The 17,043-nt window shown below is 51.1% G+C and carries 15 protein-coding genes; 11 read left to right on the forward strand and 4 right to left on the reverse strand.

What is annotated here, in order from left to right:
- Positions 1 to 29 precede the first annotated feature (29 nt).
- A complete protein-coding gene (locus BN3772_RS20835; RefSeq protein ID WP_042201951.1) occupies positions 30 to 968 on the reverse strand; it encodes a tyrosine-type recombinase/integrase in 939 nt (312 codons plus the stop codon).
- A gap of 534 nt (positions 969 to 1,502) precedes the next feature.
- Between BN3772_RS20835 and alaS the strand changes: the two genes are divergently transcribed.
- The 11 genes from alaS (at position 1,503) to BN3772_RS20890 (ending at position 13,715) form a co-directional block, all read left to right on the forward strand.
- Positions 1,503 to 4,136, forward strand: coding sequence for an alanine--tRNA ligase (gene alaS, locus BN3772_RS20840; protein WP_042202039.1), 2,634 nt, complete (start codon positions 1,503 to 1,505; stop codon positions 4,134 to 4,136).
- 331 nt (positions 4,137 to 4,467) lie between these two features.
- Positions 4,468 to 4,743, forward strand: coding sequence for an IreB family regulatory phosphoprotein (locus BN3772_RS20845; RefSeq protein ID WP_036696603.1), 276 nt, complete (start codon positions 4,468 to 4,470; stop codon positions 4,741 to 4,743).
- Positions 4,743 to 5,159 (forward strand): Holliday junction resolvase RuvX, encoded by a 417-nt coding sequence (ruvX, locus tag BN3772_RS20850; RefSeq protein WP_197071453.1) that lies wholly within the window; start codon positions 4,743 to 4,745, stop codon positions 5,157 to 5,159. Before BN3772_RS20845 ends, ruvX begins: the two co-directional genes overlap by 1 nt.
- 13 nt (positions 5,160 to 5,172) lie before the next feature.
- A complete protein-coding gene (locus BN3772_RS20855) occupies positions 5,173 to 5,481 on the forward strand; it encodes a DUF1292 domain-containing protein (protein ID WP_039871393.1) in 309 nt (102 codons plus the stop codon).
- Positions 5,474 to 5,782 carry a DUF1292 domain-containing protein gene (locus BN3772_RS20860; protein WP_042174555.1) on the forward strand — a complete coding sequence of 103 codons (309 nt, stop codon included), beginning with the start codon at positions 5,474 to 5,476 and terminating at the stop codon, positions 5,780 to 5,782. Before BN3772_RS20855 ends, BN3772_RS20860 begins: the two co-directional genes overlap by 8 nt.
- A gap of 167 nt (positions 5,783 to 5,949) precedes the next feature.
- Positions 5,950 to 6,999, forward strand: coding sequence for an endolytic transglycosylase MltG (mltG, locus tag BN3772_RS20865; RefSeq protein WP_244444805.1), 1,050 nt, complete (start codon positions 5,950 to 5,952; stop codon positions 6,997 to 6,999).
- Positions 7,000 to 7,055: 56 nt separating this feature from the next.
- A complete protein-coding gene (locus BN3772_RS20870; RefSeq protein WP_042201953.1) occupies positions 7,056 to 7,988 on the forward strand; it encodes a peptidase U32 family protein in 933 nt (310 codons plus the stop codon).
- Positions 7,989 to 8,307: 319 nt separating this feature from the next.
- Entirely contained in the window at positions 8,308 to 9,636 is a 1,329-nt protein-coding gene (locus tag BN3772_RS20875) for a peptidase U32 family protein (RefSeq protein WP_042174559.1), read from the forward strand.
- Between the two features lie 356 nt (positions 9,637 to 9,992).
- Complete coding sequence (locus tag BN3772_RS20880) at positions 9,993 to 12,104, forward strand: methyl-accepting chemotaxis protein (RefSeq protein WP_244444806.1); 2,112 nt, start codon at positions 9,993 to 9,995, stop codon at positions 12,102 to 12,104.
- Positions 12,105 to 12,275: 171 nt separating this feature from the next.
- Positions 12,276 to 13,340 carry a LacI family DNA-binding transcriptional regulator gene (locus BN3772_RS20885; protein ID WP_042201957.1) on the forward strand — a complete coding sequence of 355 codons (1,065 nt, stop codon included), beginning with the start codon at positions 12,276 to 12,278 and terminating at the stop codon, positions 13,338 to 13,340.
- A 45-nt stretch (positions 13,341 to 13,385) separates the two neighbouring features.
- A complete protein-coding gene (locus BN3772_RS20890) occupies positions 13,386 to 13,715 on the forward strand; it encodes a hypothetical protein (protein ID WP_042201959.1) in 330 nt (109 codons plus the stop codon).
- Between the two features lie 127 nt (positions 13,716 to 13,842).
- Here BN3772_RS20890 and BN3772_RS20895 read toward each other — a convergent pair whose 3' ends face one another.
- From BN3772_RS20895 to BN3772_RS20905, 3 genes are all read right to left on the reverse strand, one after another.
- The gene (locus BN3772_RS20895; RefSeq protein WP_042201960.1) at positions 13,843 to 14,265 is read right to left on the reverse strand and encodes a VOC family protein; all 423 of its coding nucleotides are present in this window, start codon (positions 14,263 to 14,265) and stop codon (positions 13,843 to 13,845) included.
- Positions 14,266 to 14,655: 390 nt separating this feature from the next.
- Positions 14,656 to 15,828 carry a glycoside hydrolase family 130 protein gene (locus tag BN3772_RS20900; RefSeq protein ID WP_042201962.1) on the reverse strand — a complete coding sequence of 391 codons (1,173 nt, stop codon included), beginning with the start codon at positions 15,826 to 15,828 and terminating at the stop codon, positions 14,656 to 14,658.
- Positions 15,828 to 17,042, reverse strand: a complete 1,215-nt coding sequence (locus tag BN3772_RS20905) for an AGE family epimerase/isomerase (protein ID WP_042201963.1) — start codon at positions 17,040 to 17,042, stop codon at positions 15,828 to 15,830. Before BN3772_RS20905 ends, BN3772_RS20900 begins: the two co-directional genes overlap by 1 nt.
- Position 17,043: the final 1 nt, after the last annotated feature.

The following is a 17,043-nucleotide window of genomic DNA, read 5'->3' on the forward strand; positions in this document are numbered from 1 at the left end:
ATAATTCTGAGTTATTAGGAGGTTTTTTATTACAAATTCAGCCTGTTTCTTGCATTAAACCGGGTAAGCACATCCTTTTTTCGCTCGACCGACACTTCTGTATAGATTTGTGTGGTACTTACATTAGTGTGGCCAAGAATTTCCTGGACTGAGCGGAGATCTGCTCCGTTGTTCAGCAAATGAGTGGCAAAGCTGTGACGCAAATAGTGGGGAGTTGATTTTTTGCTTATATTTGCAAGATCTCTGTATTTTGCATAAATATCCTCAATGGAATAAATGGACAGCCTATCCCCGTATTTATTAATAAAGAGGGCCTCTGATTTTGGGTTTAACTTTTCCCGAAGATTAAGCCATTCTTGAATTTTTTGGATGACATCACTGCTTGAAATGTATAAGAGCCTTTCTTTACGTCCCTTCCCAAAAATCAGAATGGTCTTTTCCACGAAGTCAATATCGCCCAGATCAATTGAAACTAGTTCACCGATGCGTATTCCAATTACGTATAAGAGTTCGATGATAGCTGTATTTCTTACGCATATTAATCTTCTGAACGAGGTATGTAAATGTTTCATATGTTCGTGGGGGGAATTAAGCAGCCGCTCAATTTCACTTACGGACAATGTCTTAGGGATGCGCCTGGTTGTTTTGAAATGTCTCCCGAACCCTGCAATAGGAGAAAGGGGAAGCTCCTCTTTTTGAACCAAATAATTAAAAAAAGCTTTTATACTAATATATTTTCTTTTAATTGTAGAGTCACTCAATACGTTCTTGGAGGTCAGATCTTCTAAGTAAGAGGTAAGATTTGATTTTGTAATTGAATCTAGTGACTGAAGAATGTACCACTCATGCATTCCGTTTAGATCGGATAAATAAGCCTTTACAGATTTTACTGATAAATTACGTTCGACGCTTAAAAAAAGCTCATATTGATTTATGTATTCCTTAAAGCGAGCAATAGATAGTTCCATAGATTCTCCTTTTGTTGTTCTTGAAGTAATTAATCAGATTATACCAATTTATATAATTCAGTTTACTGTAACCTTAATATTAATTCTAGATAAGCAGTGGGTATGACGCAGAGCTAGCTCATCGAACCCCGAAACAGCCTGCCCCACACCCAAACATTGACACAATCCCCGCCGCTGGCTATACTTGAAATGTTAAAATGCAAATCGGATAAAACGTTGATGAAATGAAGTACGCCGGAGCATGGCTCCCTCAGAGAACGGGTTCCGTTACGAATTGCTCGTAATGGCTGTGAGAACCCGGAAGACAGACCGGCGGAAAGCTGATTTCGGAGTGCGGGGAAATCCCGCCGGGGGGGCGCCCGTTAACAGCCGCGACAAGGCGATCGTCTGCAGGTGTCCGTGTATATCACGGTCAAGGCGATAACCAGGGTGGTACCGCGATAATCATCGTCCCTGAATTTATTCAGGGGCGTTTTTGTGTATTCCGGCGTAAGGCCGGAATGCAGATTAATACTAAGACGGGGGCTGTACATGATGAAAGCAAGTGAAATCCGTTCCAAATGGCTGCAGTTTTTTGAGAGCAAAGGCCACAAAATCGAGCCAAGCGCATCGCTCGTTCCGCACAACGATCCATCCCTTTTGTGGATTAACGCCGGTATGGCGCCGCTGAAGGCATACTTTGACGGTCGTGAGATTCCTGAGAATCCGCGTCTGGCCAACTCGCAGAAATGTATCCGTACCAATGACATTGAGAATGTCGGCAAAACACGCCGTCACCACACATTCTTCGAAATGCTGGGGAACTTCTCGATCGGCGATTATTTCAAGGAAGAAGCCATTACCTGGGCCTGGGAATTCCTGACCGGCAAGGAATGGATCGGCTTTGACGGCGACCGTATTTCCGTTACGGTATATGCTGAGGACGAAGAAGCCTTCAAGCTGTGGAATGAAAAGGTAGGCCTGCCTGCGGAACGCATCATCAAGCTGGGCGACGAGAACTTCTGGGATATCGGCGAAGGCCCGTGCGGCCCTTGCTCGGAAATTTTCTACGACCGCGGCGAAGCTTACGGCAGCGATATGAGTGATCCAGAAATGTATCCGGGCGGCGAAAATGAACGCTGGCTGGAAGTATGGAACCTCGTATTCTCCCAGTTCAATCACAACAAGGACGGCAGCTACACGCCGCTTCCTAACAAGAACATTGATACCGGTGCAGGCCTTGAGCGTCTGACCTCCATTCTGCAGGACGTGGATTCCAACTTCGATACCGATCTGTTCCAGCCTGTGATCCAGAAGACTGCCGGTCTGGCCGGAGTGAAATATAAAGAGAGCCTTGAGCAGGATATCGCCCTGAAGGTCATTGCTGACCATGTCCGTACTGTAACTTTTGCGGTGGGTGACGGTGTGCTTCCTTCCAATGAAGGCCGCGGCTATATTATCCGCCGTCTGCTCCGCCGTGCTGTCCGTTACGGCAAAACACTCGGCCTTGACCGTCCGTTCCTGCATGAGCTGACTGAAACCGTCGGTGAAGTAATGGGCGTGTATTACCCGTCTGTTGTGGATAACCGCGAATATATCGCTAAAATCATCCGTCTGGAAGAGGAGCGCTTCCATGAGACGCTGTCCGACGGCCTGAATATTCTTGGTGAGATTTCAGCCAAAGCCAAAGCTGACGGCCTGAGCGTGATTGCCGGCGTAGATGCGTTCAAGCTCTATGATACTTACGGCTTCCCGTTTGACCTGACAGAGGATTTCGCATCCGAGCAGGGGCTGTCCGTTGACCGCGAAGGCTTCGATACAGCGATGCAGGAGCAGCGCGACCGGGCAAGAGCAGCCCGCCAGGACAATGCCAGTATGAAAATCCAGGGCGGCGCGCTTGCCGATCTGACGGTTAAAAGTGAGTTTGTTGGATATAATGACACGGTAGCAGAGTCCAAAATCCTCGCTATTGTTGTAGACGGTGAGCTTGTTGACTCCGTCAGCGAAGGTGCGGATTGCCAGGTTGTGCTCGAAGCGACTCCGTTCTACGCTGAAAGCGGCGGCCAGGTGAGCGATACCGGTCTTTTGACCGGCGGATCTGTTACGGCAAAAGTAACGGGCCTGTTCAAGGCTCCGCACGGACAGCATGTACACCTTGTAACGGTTGAAGCCGGTGACCTGAAGGTCGGCGAAAGTGTGCGTGCAGAAGTGAACCATGCTGAGCGGGAAGACATTGTTAAGAACCATACTGCGACTCACCTGCTGCATAAGGCGCTGAAGGAAGTGCTCGGCGGCCACGTGAACCAGGCAGGGTCCCTGGTAGAAGGCGCGCGCCTGCGTTTTGACTTCTCTCATTTCGGTGCCATTACACCGGAAGAGCTAAGTGATATTGAACACCGGGTGAACGCGCAGATCTGGCGCGGCCTGGATGTGGTCATTGAGAACAAGCCGATTGACGAAGCCAAGGCTATGGGCGCAATGGCACTCTTCGGCGAAAAATACGGCAACATCGTCCGCGTTGTACAGGTTGGCGATTATAGCCTTGAGCTGTGCGGCGGTATCCACGTCGGCAACACCTCGCAGATCGGGATCTTCAAGCTGGTCAGCGAGAGCGGCATCGGCTCCGGTGTACGCCGGATTGAAGCTGTAACCGGCCGTTACGCTTACCAGTTCACCGAAGGCCAGCTGGATCTGTTGAAGCAGGCTGCAGGCCTGCTGAAATCGTCGCTGAATGACGTGCCTAAGCGGATCGAAGCGCTGCATGCTCAGGTGCGGGAAATTTCCCGTGAGAATGAATCGCTACAGTCTAAGCTGAGCGCAACCTTTGCCGCTGAGCTGACCGGCAGTGTGAAGACTGTCGGCAACGGCACACAGCTGCTTGCAGTTGCTGTTCAGGCCGGCAACATGGACGCGCTGCGTTCCACCGCCGATGAGCTGAAAGCCAAGCTGCCGGATGCCATTCTGGTACTCGGCGCAGCGATGGACGATAAAGTGAACATTGTTGTCTCCGTACCGCAGACACTGGTTAAACAGGGCTTCCATGCCGGCAAACTGGTCAAGGAAGTTGCCGCAGTATGCGGCGGCGGCGGCGGCGGACGTCCGGATATGGCCCAGGCCGGAGGCAAGGATGCTTCCAAGCTGTCCGAGGCATTGGCTAAAGCTGAAGAGCTTGTAGCTGCACAGGGCTAAGCATTAATGTCCGGCTGCCTGAATGGCAGCTATCCTCTCATATAAATAAGCCCAGCGGTACTGAGAGCCTCATATCAGTACCGCTGCTTTATTGAGCGGAGATGGTGTGCATTTTAGCGAATATTCGTCCTGAAAGCGGTTATGCAATAGCTTAAAACCCAAAAATATCTATATTTTTGTAGACAAAATGCCAAAAAAAGCGCTATCTCAGAGGCAGGATTTCCAAGGCAGGGCATGAATATGTTATGATGAGGTCAGCAAGTGAGCTGTACAGCAGCAACTATGCGAAGGCGCCCTCTGAGGGTGATTTTGCAGAAGGAAGGTGTCACAGATGGACTCCATGGACAAAACGGTTAAATTCAATGTGAAGGGCGACGAAAAGGAAGCTTCTCCCCAGGAAATTCTGCTCGCCGTATACGACGCGCTGGTGGAGAAAGAATATCATCCGATCAACCAGATCGTAGGGTATCTTCTTTCCGGAGATCCGGCTTACATTCCGCGCCACAACAATGCGAGAAGTTTGGTCCGGAGAAAAGAACGTGATGAGCTGATTGAGGAACTGGTTCGTTTCTACCTGGCGAATCATCGGGTGGATCAGCCGAAATGATGAAGAAGCTGGGACTGGATTACGGCGACCGCAGAATTGGTGTCGCCACAAGTGATATTTTCGGGTGGACCGCCCAGGCTCTTGAAACCATTGAGCGCCGCGGAAACGGCAATGAATTTGAACGTATCCGTGAGCTGGTCAAGGAGCATGAGATTGGAGAGATCGTGGTTGGCCTGCCGAAGAATATGAACGGCTCAGTTGGACCCCGTGGTGAAATCTGTATAGAGTTTGCCGGTCAGCTGCGGGAGGAACTCGAAATACCCGTACACCTTTGGGATGAGCGTCTGACGACGGTATCCGCTGAGCGGGTGCTGATTGAAGGGGACGTCAGCCGGAAGAAACGCAAAGGGATTGTGGATAAAATGGCCGCAGCCCTGATTTTGCAAAATTTTTTGGATGCTAACAGTAAAAGGTGAGGGGTGCGCTATTATGACAAACGAACAGATTGGCCAAGAAGAAGAACCGGAAATTATCTATATTCCCGATGAGGAAGGTAATGAAGAGGAATTTGAGGTCATCATGAAGTTTGAAGTCGACGGTTCGGATGCAAAGTACATGATGGTTGTGCCGCTTGATTCTGAAGATGAGGACAGCGATGAAGTATATGCTTTCCGCTACGAGGAAGACGGAGACGATCTGCAGCTCTTCATGATTGAGAATGATGAAGAGTGGGCGATTGTTGAGGAGACCTTCAATACACTTGTAGACGAGCTTGACGGGGGAGCCGAGAATGACTGATTTTTCCGCCGAACAAGCGGTATGGACATCGAAGCTTAAGGAAGCCTATGGAGAAACAGTAGAACTGGAAGATGAGCAGGGCCGGTCTTCCGTTTACAATATTGTCGCCGAATTTGAAGTCGGTGACCGTGCATATGCGGTACTGGCAGGTTCCGGTAAGAATGCGGAGAGGGAGATTCTGCGGATCGTAGTTTCACCTGACGGTGTTCCGGAGCTGGAGAGTATCGTGGACGATGAAGAGTGGGAAGATGTCTCCGAGCTGTATGATGAGCTGACTTTTCCTGCCGAGGACACGGAATAAATGCTGTAGCCATATCAATGCTTGCAAGGAAGAGGGCGGAGTTTTTCCGCGCTCTTTTTGCTTGGTAGGCCATGTAAATGCGGTGAAATGTATATTTTCAGAAAATATATATTGAATTTAAATCAATACAATTCTATACTTTATAGTCGGAAAGTGAGGAGTTCTATTTGAAAGCCGCAATCCGCGCTGTGCTGATCATAATCCTTGTGCTGGTCCTGGCAGCAGGGGGAGGCGCATGGTATATCTGGAATGGAATGCAGCCGGTCCAGCCTGCAGGTCAGGCTGTAACACTTACGATAGAGAAGGGAATGGGCAGCTCTGAAATTGCTGATCTGCTCGAAGAGAACGGCATTATCCGTAACGCTTTATTCTTTAAAGGTTATCTGAGATGGGTCAAGGAAGGGTCCGGTTTCATGGCTGGCACTTATACTGCAAGCCCCGGCGATACGTATGACAACCTGATTAACCGGCTGAATGCAGGTGATGTTGTGAAGAAAGAGACGGTTGTCTTCACCATCCCGGAAGGATATACCGCGAAGCAGGTCGCGGATAAGCTTGCTGAGGCCTGGGGCCAGAAGCCGGAGGTATTCCTTGAGCTTATAGATTCGGGCGCGGGGCTGGCTGCAGCGGACCGGCTTCAGATTCCTGGGAATGCGGAGCTTCTGCACCGCCTTGAAGGATACCTGTTCCCTGAAACGTATGAATTGCTCAAGGACAGCACACCGCAGGAGGTTGTTGAGGCGCTACTGGAGCAGCTAGAGAAGAAGCTGGACAGCATTCCGGACTGGAAGCAGCAGCTGGCAGAGCGGAAGATGTCCCTGCATGAGCTGCTGACCGTGGCATCGCTGGTGGAACGTGAGGTTGTCGTCGATGATGAGCGGGCGCTGGTAGCCGGCGTTATTTATAACAGGCTGAACAAAGGCCAGAACCTGGAGATCGATGCTACCGTCCAGTATCTGCTGGATAAACAGAAGGAACGGCTGCTGTATAAGGATCTTGAGGTGGAAAGCCCGTTCAATACGTACAGGAACGCAGGGCTGCCGCCGGGGCCGATTGCAAGTCCCGGTCTAGCCTCAATCAAAGCAGCACTTGCGCCTGAAGCATCGGAGTATTACTTTTATGTGACCAAAAAAGACGGCACGCAAGGCCATCTGTTCGGCAAAACATATAAGGAACATTTAGCCAATATTAAAAAAAGTGAACAAACTGCGCCGTAACCTATTAAAATAGAGATTACTGCGGTTTGATGTACCGTAAGGCAGGAGGATGTAACATGATGAACAAACCGGAGCTGCTGGTAACAGCGGCATCCCTGGAGGAAGCGCGGGCACTGCTGAATGCAGGTGCAGATGCCCTGCTGATCGGAGACGACCGTTTCGGTATGCGGCTGGCCGGCCATTTTACGCTGGAAGATACAGCGGCCGTAATTGAACTGGCCCACGGTATGGGCCGCAAGGTATACGCCAGCCTTGGCGGGCTGATGTCTAACCGCCTGCTGGACGAGCTTCCGGCTTATGTGAAGGCAATCGGCGGACTGGGCATTGACGGAATTGAATTCGGTGACCCTGCTGTGCTGTACGCCGTGAAGTCAGAGGCACCGGAGCTGGGGCTGCACTGGAATGCCGAGATGACCTCGACGAATTACTATACGGCTAATTACTGGGGCCGCAAAGGGGCTTCACGGGTCGTTCTGGCCCGGGAGCTGAATATGGATGAGATTACCGAAATGGTACCTCTGCTTGAAGTGGAAGCCCAGGTGCAGGTGCACGGAATGACCAATATTTATCATTCCAAGCGCGGGCTGGTAGCCAGCTACATGGCGCATCAGGGACGTCCGGTGGAGGATGGCAATCTTGGCAAGGAACGCGGCCTGTTCCTGATTGAAGCAGAGCGCCAGGAAGAGAAATTCCCGATCTACGAGGATATCAACGGAACGCACATTATGAGCTCCGATGATGTCTGTATCCTTGAGGACCTGCATATCCTGCTCGCTGCCGGAGTGCACAGCCTCAAGATCGAAGGCCTGCTCAAGCCAGTTGCCTATAACGTTGCTGTCGTTAAGGCTTTCCGTCATGCAGTGGACCTGTATGCACAGGACCCGCAGGGCTATGAATTCGATGAGTCTTGGATGGATGGAATCCGTGCGCTGCAGGACCCTGAGCGTGACCTGTCGTTCGGCTTCTTCTACAAAGAACAGGTCTATTAATCAGTCTTTTTGGAAATAAAATAAGGCAATGATTTGCTGCTTTAAAATGAACTTGTAGCTTACCTTAAGGATAAAAGTAACGGAGGAAAGGTTTGGAACTGTAGGAGCGAACGCGTCCGCCTGAGAGCTTTCCGAAGGAAAGCTGGCTACGTAAGCATAAGCTATGTTTGGATTTCTACCGCGGCAGCGGATTGAAATCAGGAAATCCAAACATAACAGCGGCCGGAAGTCCAAACGCTTTCCGCAGTTACGGTCATATCCCGAAGGTTAGATTTCCGGTTTATTTTAACACAGCAAAGATATGGAGGGGAGAACATCAATGGGTACCATGACCAAGCCCCAGTACAAGGGGAAACGTTACCGTCTGGACAAACCGGAGCTCCTGGCTCCGGCGGGTAACCTCGAAAAATTGAAATTTGCCGTGCACTATGGTGCGGATGCAGTATATATTGGAGGACAGAAATACGGACTGCGCTCCGGGGCTGACAACTTCAGCTTCGAGGAAATGCGCGAGGGTGTTGAGTTCGCTAAAAAATACGGGGCAAAGGTATTTGTTGCCACTAATATCTATGCCCATAACGAAGATATCGCGGGGATCGAGGAATACCTGCGTAACCTGTATGAGGCGGGAATTGCCGCTATCATCGTAGCCGATCCGGCTATTGTTGATACCGCGCGCCGGCTGGTCCCTGGCCTGGAAGTGCATCTCAGCACACAGCAGTCTACGCTGAACTGGCAGGCGGTATCCTTCTGGAAGGAAGAAGGGCTGCCGCGTGTCGTCCTGGGCCGCGAGACCAGCCTGGAAGAGATCGCCGAGATTAAAAAGCATGTTGACATCGAAATCGAGAGCTTCATCCACGGTGCGATGTGCTCCTCGTATTCCGGCCGCTGCGTGCTGTCCAACCATTTTACAGACCGTGACTCCAACCGCGGAGGCTGCTGCCAATCCTGCCGCTGGAAGTATGACCTGTTCGAGGACGGACGTCCGGAAGGAACCTGGGTGTCGGAGGAGGATCAGGCGGAAGCTGCTCCGCCGCAGCATCTTTTACCGGGAGTAACCCAGCTGCCGCTGCATCAGCCTGAGGATAACCCGTTCACCATGGGCTCTAAGGACCTGTGCATGCTGGAGAGCATTCCCGACCTGATCGAGGTGGGCATTGACAGCTTCAAAATCGAAGGCCGGATGAAATCGATCCACTATGTAGCCACTGTCGTGAATGCATACCGCAAGGCAATTGATTCCTACATGGCGGACCCTGAGAATTACGTGCTGAAGCCGGAATGGCTGGAAGAGCTTCAGAAGGCGGCGAACCGTCCCCTGAATACCGGTTTCTTCTATGACACGCCGGATCACGAGGATCATATTTATGAGCCTGAGGAAAAAGCGGCACCGTATGATTTTGCCGGATTGGTGCTCGAATATGATTCGCAGAGCGGTACAGCGCTTGTGCAGCAGCGTAATCATTTTAAGCCGGGGCAGGAAGTTGAATTTTTCGGACCTGACAATACATTCTTTAAGCAGACCGTCGGCGAGCTGTGGGATGAAGCGGGGAATCCGCTTGATGCTGCCCGTCACCCGCTTCAAAAGGTGCGCATGAAGGTGGATCAGCCGGTTGCTTATTTTGACATGATGCGGAAAAGAAAATAACAAAAGCGTAAATGATAATATAGGATGCCTCCACCTGCGGGGCGTCCTTTTTGCGTATATGCAGAATGTGACAAAAGATTATAGAATATATAAAAATTCTCAGTTTAATTCTTGAAAAATCTAAGCATTTGGTCCTAATCAGCCGATAATAAAGGGTGAACGCTTACATACATCTTCTATTCTAACTGGCAGGTGATTGCATGGGAATTCCCGAGCAGGAGAACAGAGAGAAAAAGCAGAAGGGGAGAAGGGTAAAAGTGAGGAAGAACAATAAACAAACACTCAAAGAACAGAAAGAACATCCTGATTCGGCAAAGGGGATAAAGCCGTCAGGGAAAGGCAAGGGTAAGATAAAAATGCCTGATTTAAGCTTTAAAGGGGTGCTGCACGGCTCCGTCCGCCAGGTAAAGAGAGTAAATCCGATCCAATCAGTAGGGGTCAAGCTATTCCTGATTTTTCTCTCCTCTATCGTGGTGGTTGTGCTTCTTCTGGGACTCTTGTCGTATAACAAGGCTAAGACTACGATTAAAGATAATGTGTCGGAGGCGAACAGGCAGACCATTCTCCAGACCTCGGACAAGCTGGACATTATGCTTAACCAGTACGAGAATCTGGCGCTTCAGCTGTATTTCGATACCAAAATGCAAAGCGATCTGACCGCTCTGGTCTCTGCTGCATCCAATTATGATAGATTCGTCGCTACGGATGCAATCAGCAAGAAGCTGTCCAGCCAGACGACAACGGACTCTAATATTGTGGCGATTTCACTGATTCCGATTGAACCGGAAGAGGGCGTAATCTCAAGCGGCAATTCCAGTCTGAAGATGGAGGGAATCAGAGATCAGGAATGGTTCAAGACTGTGGTTGACCGGACTAAAGAATACACTGCTTACTATACAAAAGACGGTGAGTCGCTGCAGAACTACTGGTTCTCAACCTCTGTGCAAGGAAATGGCGGGAAGAATGTCGCAATGGTAAGATCCTTGAAGACAATGGGTTCCGGTTCAGGGTTCATCTTGCTGCTTGAGCTGAAGAACTCACTGCTTGAGGATGCTTTCAAAAGTGTGTCGCTTGGCGAAGGCTCACGGATTCAGCTGGTTGATCCGGATGGTACTGTAGTAGCCTCCTCTGTACCTGCTGATGACGGAACGGCTTCGGAATTCAGCTTCATTAAGGACAGCAAGGATGCAACTAACAGCCGGGAAGCCAAAAACGGGGAAGGCAAGGATGTGCTGGCCGTATTCGGAACGCTTACCAAGGCTGACTGGAAGCTAACCGGAATCATTCCTACAGGTGAACTGGTAAAAGCTGCGGCGCCTATTCTGTTCACCACGTTTATGGCTGCACTTGTAGCAGCTCTGCTTGCTGTAGTACTGGGCTTCTGGATGGTGCGGATGATCGCCCAGCCGCTGGCCCGCCTGAAGGACCTGATGGTTCAAGGGGCAAAAGGAGATCTTAGTGTTCGGACTGAATTTGTCTCGAAGGATGAAATCGGCCAGCTCTCAGACTCTTTTAATATGATGATGGAGCGAATTACTGATCTGGTGGCGCAGACCACCGATACAGCACGTGAAGTATTGGAGACTGCTGGTGAGCTTGGTGATGCTTCCCGCAAAACCGCTATCTCTGCCAAGGAAATTGCTGCAGCCACTGAAGAGATTGCGGGCGGCGCAGGCAGTCTGGCGCTCGAGGCAGAGCGCGGCAGTGAGCTGACCGATCTGATCGGTACCCAGATGCAGAGTGTGGTAGCTGCCAATGCGGCAATGGATGAAGCGGCGCATACGGTCGGCGAAGCCAGCGGACACGGTGCCAAGCAGCTGGAGGCCCTGCTGGAGAAGACGGGTCTGATCGGTGAGAAGACAGGGGCGCTGGTGTCCCGGGTCAACAATCTGAAGGATACAGTATACTCTGTCGTTAAAGTGCTTGACGTGATGAAGAATATTACCCAGCAGACGAATATCTTGTCGTTGAATGCAACGATTGAAGCAGCGAGAGCCGGTGAGGCAGGCCGCGGATTTATGGTGGTGGCCGGAGAAGTCCGGCAGCTGGCTGATCAGTCCAAGCAGTCGATTGCCCTGGTAGCCGGCATCATTGATAATATTGTCACTGAAATGAACGGAACCGTAGAGGAGCTGTCCGAAGTGGCTCCGCTCTTCAAAGAGCAGATGACGTCAGTGAAGAGTACAAGTGATATCTTTGTTTCGGTGCAGGCTCAAATGGAGGATTTCATTGCAAGTCTGGAGTCTGTTACAAGCGCGATAGGCAGCCTAAGCCATTCACAGGGTGTGCTGTCTGATGCCATGGGCAATGTAAGCGCAGTGGCACAGCAATCGTCGGCTACCTCCCAAGAGGTGGCTTCACTCAGCAGCGAGCAGCAGAATGTGAGCGATCAGCTGGTATCCCTGTCCGGCAAGCTGGAGGTTGCTTCGAACCAGCTGAAGGACAAGCTGGCGTTATTTACGATCTAACTTTAATTAGTATAGTTAATCCTGGCGAACATGCAGGCTGTTTCTTCCCTTGTGAAGAAGCAGCCTGTTATGCTTTTAGGGGCAGGTTCTTGTGTATAAGGGAAACGGCAAGTATAATTATTTTGTTAGGTAAAAGTTATGATAACGGAATCAACCGCTGGAGGAATACATATGGCTAAAAAAGTTACAATGCAGATCATAGCAGACCATCTCGGAGTATCCAAATTCGTCGTCTCGAAATCCCTGTCCGGCAAGGAGGGAGTTAATGAAACAACGAGAGAAAGAGTCATTCAGGCGGCCTCACAGCTTGGTTATTTCACGCAAAAAAATGCATACATGCAGAGCACCAAACGCACTGCCCAAGCGGCCGGCGGTGACCGCAACAAGCAGTCGGTGCTGGTGCTGATGCCTAATATCCGTTCCCAGACGCAGGATTCGCTGTATTGGGGCAAAATTGTAGACGGCATCGCCTTAGCACTGGATGAACAGGGGCTGGGCATGGTAATTGTCTCGGAGCACCGTGCGGACAACTTCGTTAATATTTTGAATCCCGGCGGCCTGCTGGGACTGGTCGGTGTAGGTACAATATCAACCTCACTGCTGCTGGAGGTTCACCGGATCGGCCTGCCGATGGTGCTGATTGATCACGAGGACCCGCTGATTCCAAGCGACACTGTATTTGCGAACAATATGGACTCCATGTCGAGGCTGAGCAATCATCTGCTGGGAATCGGCCACACACAGCAGCATTTCATTGGCCCGATCCGTTATTCCCGCAGCTTCCGGGACCGCTGGATCGGCTTCCGCAGTGCGCTTGAAGAAGGAGGAATCCAGCCTCAGCAGGGTAATGATGTGCTGCTGATGCAGGAAGGGATGGATTCGCTTGTTTTTCATGAGGAATTCAAGCAGTGGCTGTTGAAGCGGAAGCATGAGGGGAATGTCCCGACTGCACTGCTGTGCGGCAATGATTTTATTGCCCTGACAGTATGTGAAGTGCTTGAGGAGGAGGGGATGTCCGTTCCTGAGGCTATCTCCGTGACCGGCTTTGACAATATTGACGATGCTGCCAGAGGTATTCCCCCGCTGACTACTGTGCATGTCCCTAAGGAAGCGATGGGGCGGGCCGCGGTCGAGAAGCTGCTGCACCGGATTAACAGCCCGTCTTCACCGCTGGAAAAAATCCTAATCGCCGCTGATATTGTCCACAGGGATTCGGTGACAGAGCCGCGTAGCTGAACGTGTCTTAAAATTTATTATCTTTTAATTGGAGTGAACAAACGGATGAGTTATGATGTGCACATTACCCGGACGGAACACTGGACGGAGAGCGGAAGCAATCCGATTTCCCTGGAGGAAGCAAAAGCGTATTTTGCCGGACAGGCAGATTTTAATTACAGCAGCGGTCTTTCAGTAAAGAGTCCATTTGGAACACTGGATATTGCCGGGGACTTTTTTAACTGGCTGGCGGAAGAAGAGGAACAGATCTCTTTTAAATACACGGACGGGCGGATTACGGTAGCGGGTGCGGATGATTTTGTAATTGAGAAGATGATCGGGGTTGCTGCCGGGCTGAGTGCTAAAGTACAGGGGGACGACGGGGAGAACTATTAGATTCCGGATGCAGACCGGTCTGTGAAGATATCGATTCTGCGCTGGAGGGCACTCCGGAGGCATTTATTGCTGTCTAAGCGCTGTATGCCGCCGGTGAAGTGCCTGGCTTAAACAGTGTAAGCTGTAATCAATCTGGAAGCTCCCAGGCCGGGTTCCAGGCCACCTCCCATAAATGCCCGTCAGGGTCCTGAAAATAGGCGGCATACCCTCCATAGAAGGTATCGTGAGCAGGTACGGTAATGACCGCGCCGGCCTGCCGCACTTCGGCGATAAGCAGGTCTACTTCTTCACGGCTGCCTACATTGTGGGCCAGAGAAAACTCAGTCGGACTGGCGGGAGTCTGCGGTAGCCTGCTGTCATGGGCCAAATCCCTGCGTTTCCAGAGAGCCAGCCTGAGACCTGCCTGCAGCTCAAAAAAAGCAACAGCCCCGTGCTCGAATTCCGTCCCGATAATTCCCTCTGTCGGCAGGCCAAGCCCGTCACGGTAGAACGCCAGCGACCGCTCCAGATCATCCACCCCTAGCGTTATAACGGAAATACGCGGTTTCATCTCTTAACCTCCTCGTAGCTATTTCGGCTCTGATTCCATTGTACCCTGTTAGCAGAACTGGAAAACATCACTTCATAGGGATGGATAGTGTCTTCATCAAAATAAGTGGAATTTCACCCGCTAAATCCTTCTCAATCCCGGCTGTAAGGATATTAGTGGGAAAAAGTCCGCTAAAAATAACCGAATTACCTGAAAAGTGGTATCTCGTACGAAATAGCTGGCGGTTTTCCAACTAATCATTGAAAATACTTATTTTCCCTGGAATTAGATGGAGAAAATCGAACTAACCGGTAAACGCATATAACAAGCATATAAAAGGCGAACAGGCGCCGTCTGCAGATACGTTGAGCTCTGCCGGGCGGCGCCTGTTCTTTTGCATGTTATTAACAATTAGAGCTGCAGATTGCGGTTAATCAGTTCGATACGCTGCTGGACGCAGGCGTAGGAGCGCAGCGGATCTTCCGGCGTGTTCAGCACGTAATCGAGCATCTGGTCGACTGTGGTGGTTGCTACATGCACCCGGGTATCTGAGGATGCGTAATAGATGTAGATTTCCCCGTTGTCACGGGCGATTACACCGTTACAGAATACGACATTCGAGACATCACCGACGCGTTCTTCCCCGTCCGGTGCAATGAAGTGTCCGCCTGGAGCATGGGTAACCTTGTTAGGTTCATTAAGGTCAGAGAGGAACACATACAGCACATAACGCAGACCCGCAGCAGTATTACGTACGCCGTGGGCGATGTGAAGCCAGCCGCGCGGGGTTTTGATCGGAGCGGGTCCCTGGCCGTTCTTCACTTCCTTGACGGTATGATAGTAGCGCTGGTCGATGATCGTCTCGCTACCGATGACCGCATTCTCAATCGTATCGGATAGCCCCCAGCCAATGCCGCCGCCGGAGCCGGCATCGATGAAGCCGTCCTGCGGACGGGTGTAGAAGGCGTATTTACCTTCAATAAACTCCGGATGCAGCACGACGTTACGCTGCTGGGCGGAGCCGGTCCGCAGGTCGGCTAGACGCTCCCAGCTCTTCAGGTCTCTGGTGCGGGCGATACCGCACTGTGCCACTGCACTGGACAGGTCGCCATGCGGCGCATCGGGGTCCTTGCGCTCGGTACAGAACAGCCCGTAGATCCAGCCGTCTTCATGCTTGGTAAGGCGCATATCATAGACGTTGACGTCCGGTTCTCCGGTCTCAGGCAGAACAACCGGATGATCCCAGAAACGGAAACCGTCCACTCCGCTGTCACTCTCGGCGACGGCAAAGAAGGATTTACGGTCGTTGCCTTCAACACGGGCTATGATATAGAATTTGCCGTCCAGCTCAATTGCTCCGGGATTGAAGACACCGTTTACGCCGATCCGCTCTGCAAAGTAAGGATTAGTCTCAGGGTTATAATCATAGCGCCAGATCAGCGGAGCGTGCTCTGCGGTCAGCAGCGGATAAACGTACCGGTCGTATATCCCGTTGCCGTAGGGCAGCCTTTCATTTTTACGGGCAATCAGGGTCTCGTACCGCTGTGTCAGCTGTGCCTTGCGTTCTTCGAATGATGCTGTCATTAGTGAGTCTCCTTTACGGCGGCCTGCAGGCGTCCGATCATTTCGAAGCAGGCTCTGCTGTTATGATAAGGGCACTTCCAGGCACTGACCTTAGGCGCGTGAGCCAGAGGCTGCAGATGCTCATCCACCGCCCAGTACCATTCACCGAGCTTATGGTCAACGATATAACGGTCGATAAATTCCCATACTGCGGCCGAGGCATCCAGATAACGTGTATCCTGTGTCAGCTGATAAGCATTATAAAAGCCGACCATTGCTTCAGCCTGGGGCCACCAGTCCTTTTCCTCATTCAGCAGGCCGCTCGGTACAGCCTCGTTCCAGATTCCGCCGTCTCTATCGATTCCTTCAGCCAGAACCGCTTCGGCCATAGTAACGGCAACCTTACGCACACGCTCCAGCAGCGCTTCATCACCCAGCACCTCAACTGCCTCCACCAGCAGCCAGCTGCCTTCAATATCGTGTCCGTAGGAGGTGATGTCCGATTTGATATGCCACTCTTCATCCATGAACAGGTGGAAATGCCGGTCTTGGTCATCAACGATATGGTCAAGCATCGTGTTAATCAGCTCGGCCAGCTTCACCCGCAGCTCCTCGGATTTCCATACCCGGTACAGCCCGGTATAGCCCTCAAGGACGTGCAGATGGGTATTCATTGATTTTTTCTCATTCATATCCTTATCGCTGAGCGACAATTCATCGGTAACCTCCCATTCGCGGGAGAGTGCTTCAATATAGCCTTTATAAAGAGGGTCATAGCTGTGCTTCTCCAGGACGCGGAAGATCTCTACAGCAAGCTCAAGCGCATTCTGATCTCCGGTAGCATGATGGTATTCAGCCAACGCATAGATGGCAAAAGCCTGGCCGTACACCTGCTTCTTAGGCTGGGAAGGGGCACCGGATGCATCAACCATCCAGTACAGTCCGCCATATTCCTTATCGAGGAAATGCTCCAGCAGATAACGGTAAGCGCGTTCCGCCATACTGAGATATTCCGCTGAACCATAGGTGCGGTAAGCTGTAGCAAAGGTCCAGAGAATCCGCGCATTAAGCACCAGGCTCTTCTCGGCTCCGGCAATCACGTTGAGCTGATTATCAATTTCGCCGACAAAGCCGCCGTGCTCTTCATCCAGTGTGTGCTTGATCCAGAAGCCGAGAATATTGTTCTGCAACTCGTTCGTAAGTGCGTTCAGCCATGCTTCAGTTGTTATTGTCATA

This window comes from Paenibacillus camerounensis (genome assembly GCF_000723885.1).
Classification (GTDB): Bacteria; Bacillota; Bacilli; order Paenibacillales; family Paenibacillaceae; genus Paenibacillus_AQ; species Paenibacillus_AQ camerounensis.

Coding starts and splice junctions, on each gene's coding strand:
- BN3772_RS20835 (WP_042201951.1), bottom strand. CDS start 968: ATGGAACTATCTATTGCTCGCTTTAAGGAATACATAAATCAATATGAG.
- alaS (WP_042202039.1), top strand. CDS start 1,503: ATGAAAGCAAGTGAAATCCGTTCCAAATGGCTGCAGTTTTTTGAGAGC.
- BN3772_RS20845 (WP_036696603.1), top strand. CDS start 4,468: ATGGACTCCATGGACAAAACGGTTAAATTCAATGTGAAGGGCGACGAA.
- ruvX (WP_197071453.1), top strand. CDS start 4,743: ATGAAGAAGCTGGGACTGGATTACGGCGACCGCAGAATTGGTGTCGCC.
- BN3772_RS20855 (WP_039871393.1), top strand. CDS start 5,173: ATGACAAACGAACAGATTGGCCAAGAAGAAGAACCGGAAATTATCTAT.
- BN3772_RS20860 (WP_042174555.1), top strand. CDS start 5,474: ATGACTGATTTTTCCGCCGAACAAGCGGTATGGACATCGAAGCTTAAG.
- BN3772_RS20870 (WP_042201953.1), top strand. CDS start 7,056: ATGATGAACAAACCGGAGCTGCTGGTAACAGCGGCATCCCTGGAGGAA.
- BN3772_RS20875 (WP_042174559.1), top strand. CDS start 8,308: ATGGGTACCATGACCAAGCCCCAGTACAAGGGGAAACGTTACCGTCTG.
- BN3772_RS20880 (WP_244444806.1), top strand. CDS start 9,993: ATGCCTGATTTAAGCTTTAAAGGGGTGCTGCACGGCTCCGTCCGCCAG.
- BN3772_RS20885 (WP_042201957.1), top strand. CDS start 12,276: ATGGCTAAAAAAGTTACAATGCAGATCATAGCAGACCATCTCGGAGTA.
- BN3772_RS20890 (WP_042201959.1), top strand. CDS start 13,386: ATGAGTTATGATGTGCACATTACCCGGACGGAACACTGGACGGAGAGC.
- BN3772_RS20895 (WP_042201960.1), bottom strand. CDS start 14,265: ATGAAACCGCGTATTTCCGTTATAACGCTAGGGGTGGATGATCTGGAG.
- BN3772_RS20900 (WP_042201962.1), bottom strand. CDS start 15,828: ATGACAGCATCATTCGAAGAACGCAAGGCACAGCTGACACAGCGGTAC.
- BN3772_RS20905 (WP_042201963.1), bottom strand. CDS start 17,042: ATGACAATAACAACTGAAGCATGGCTGAACGCACTTACGAACGAGTTG.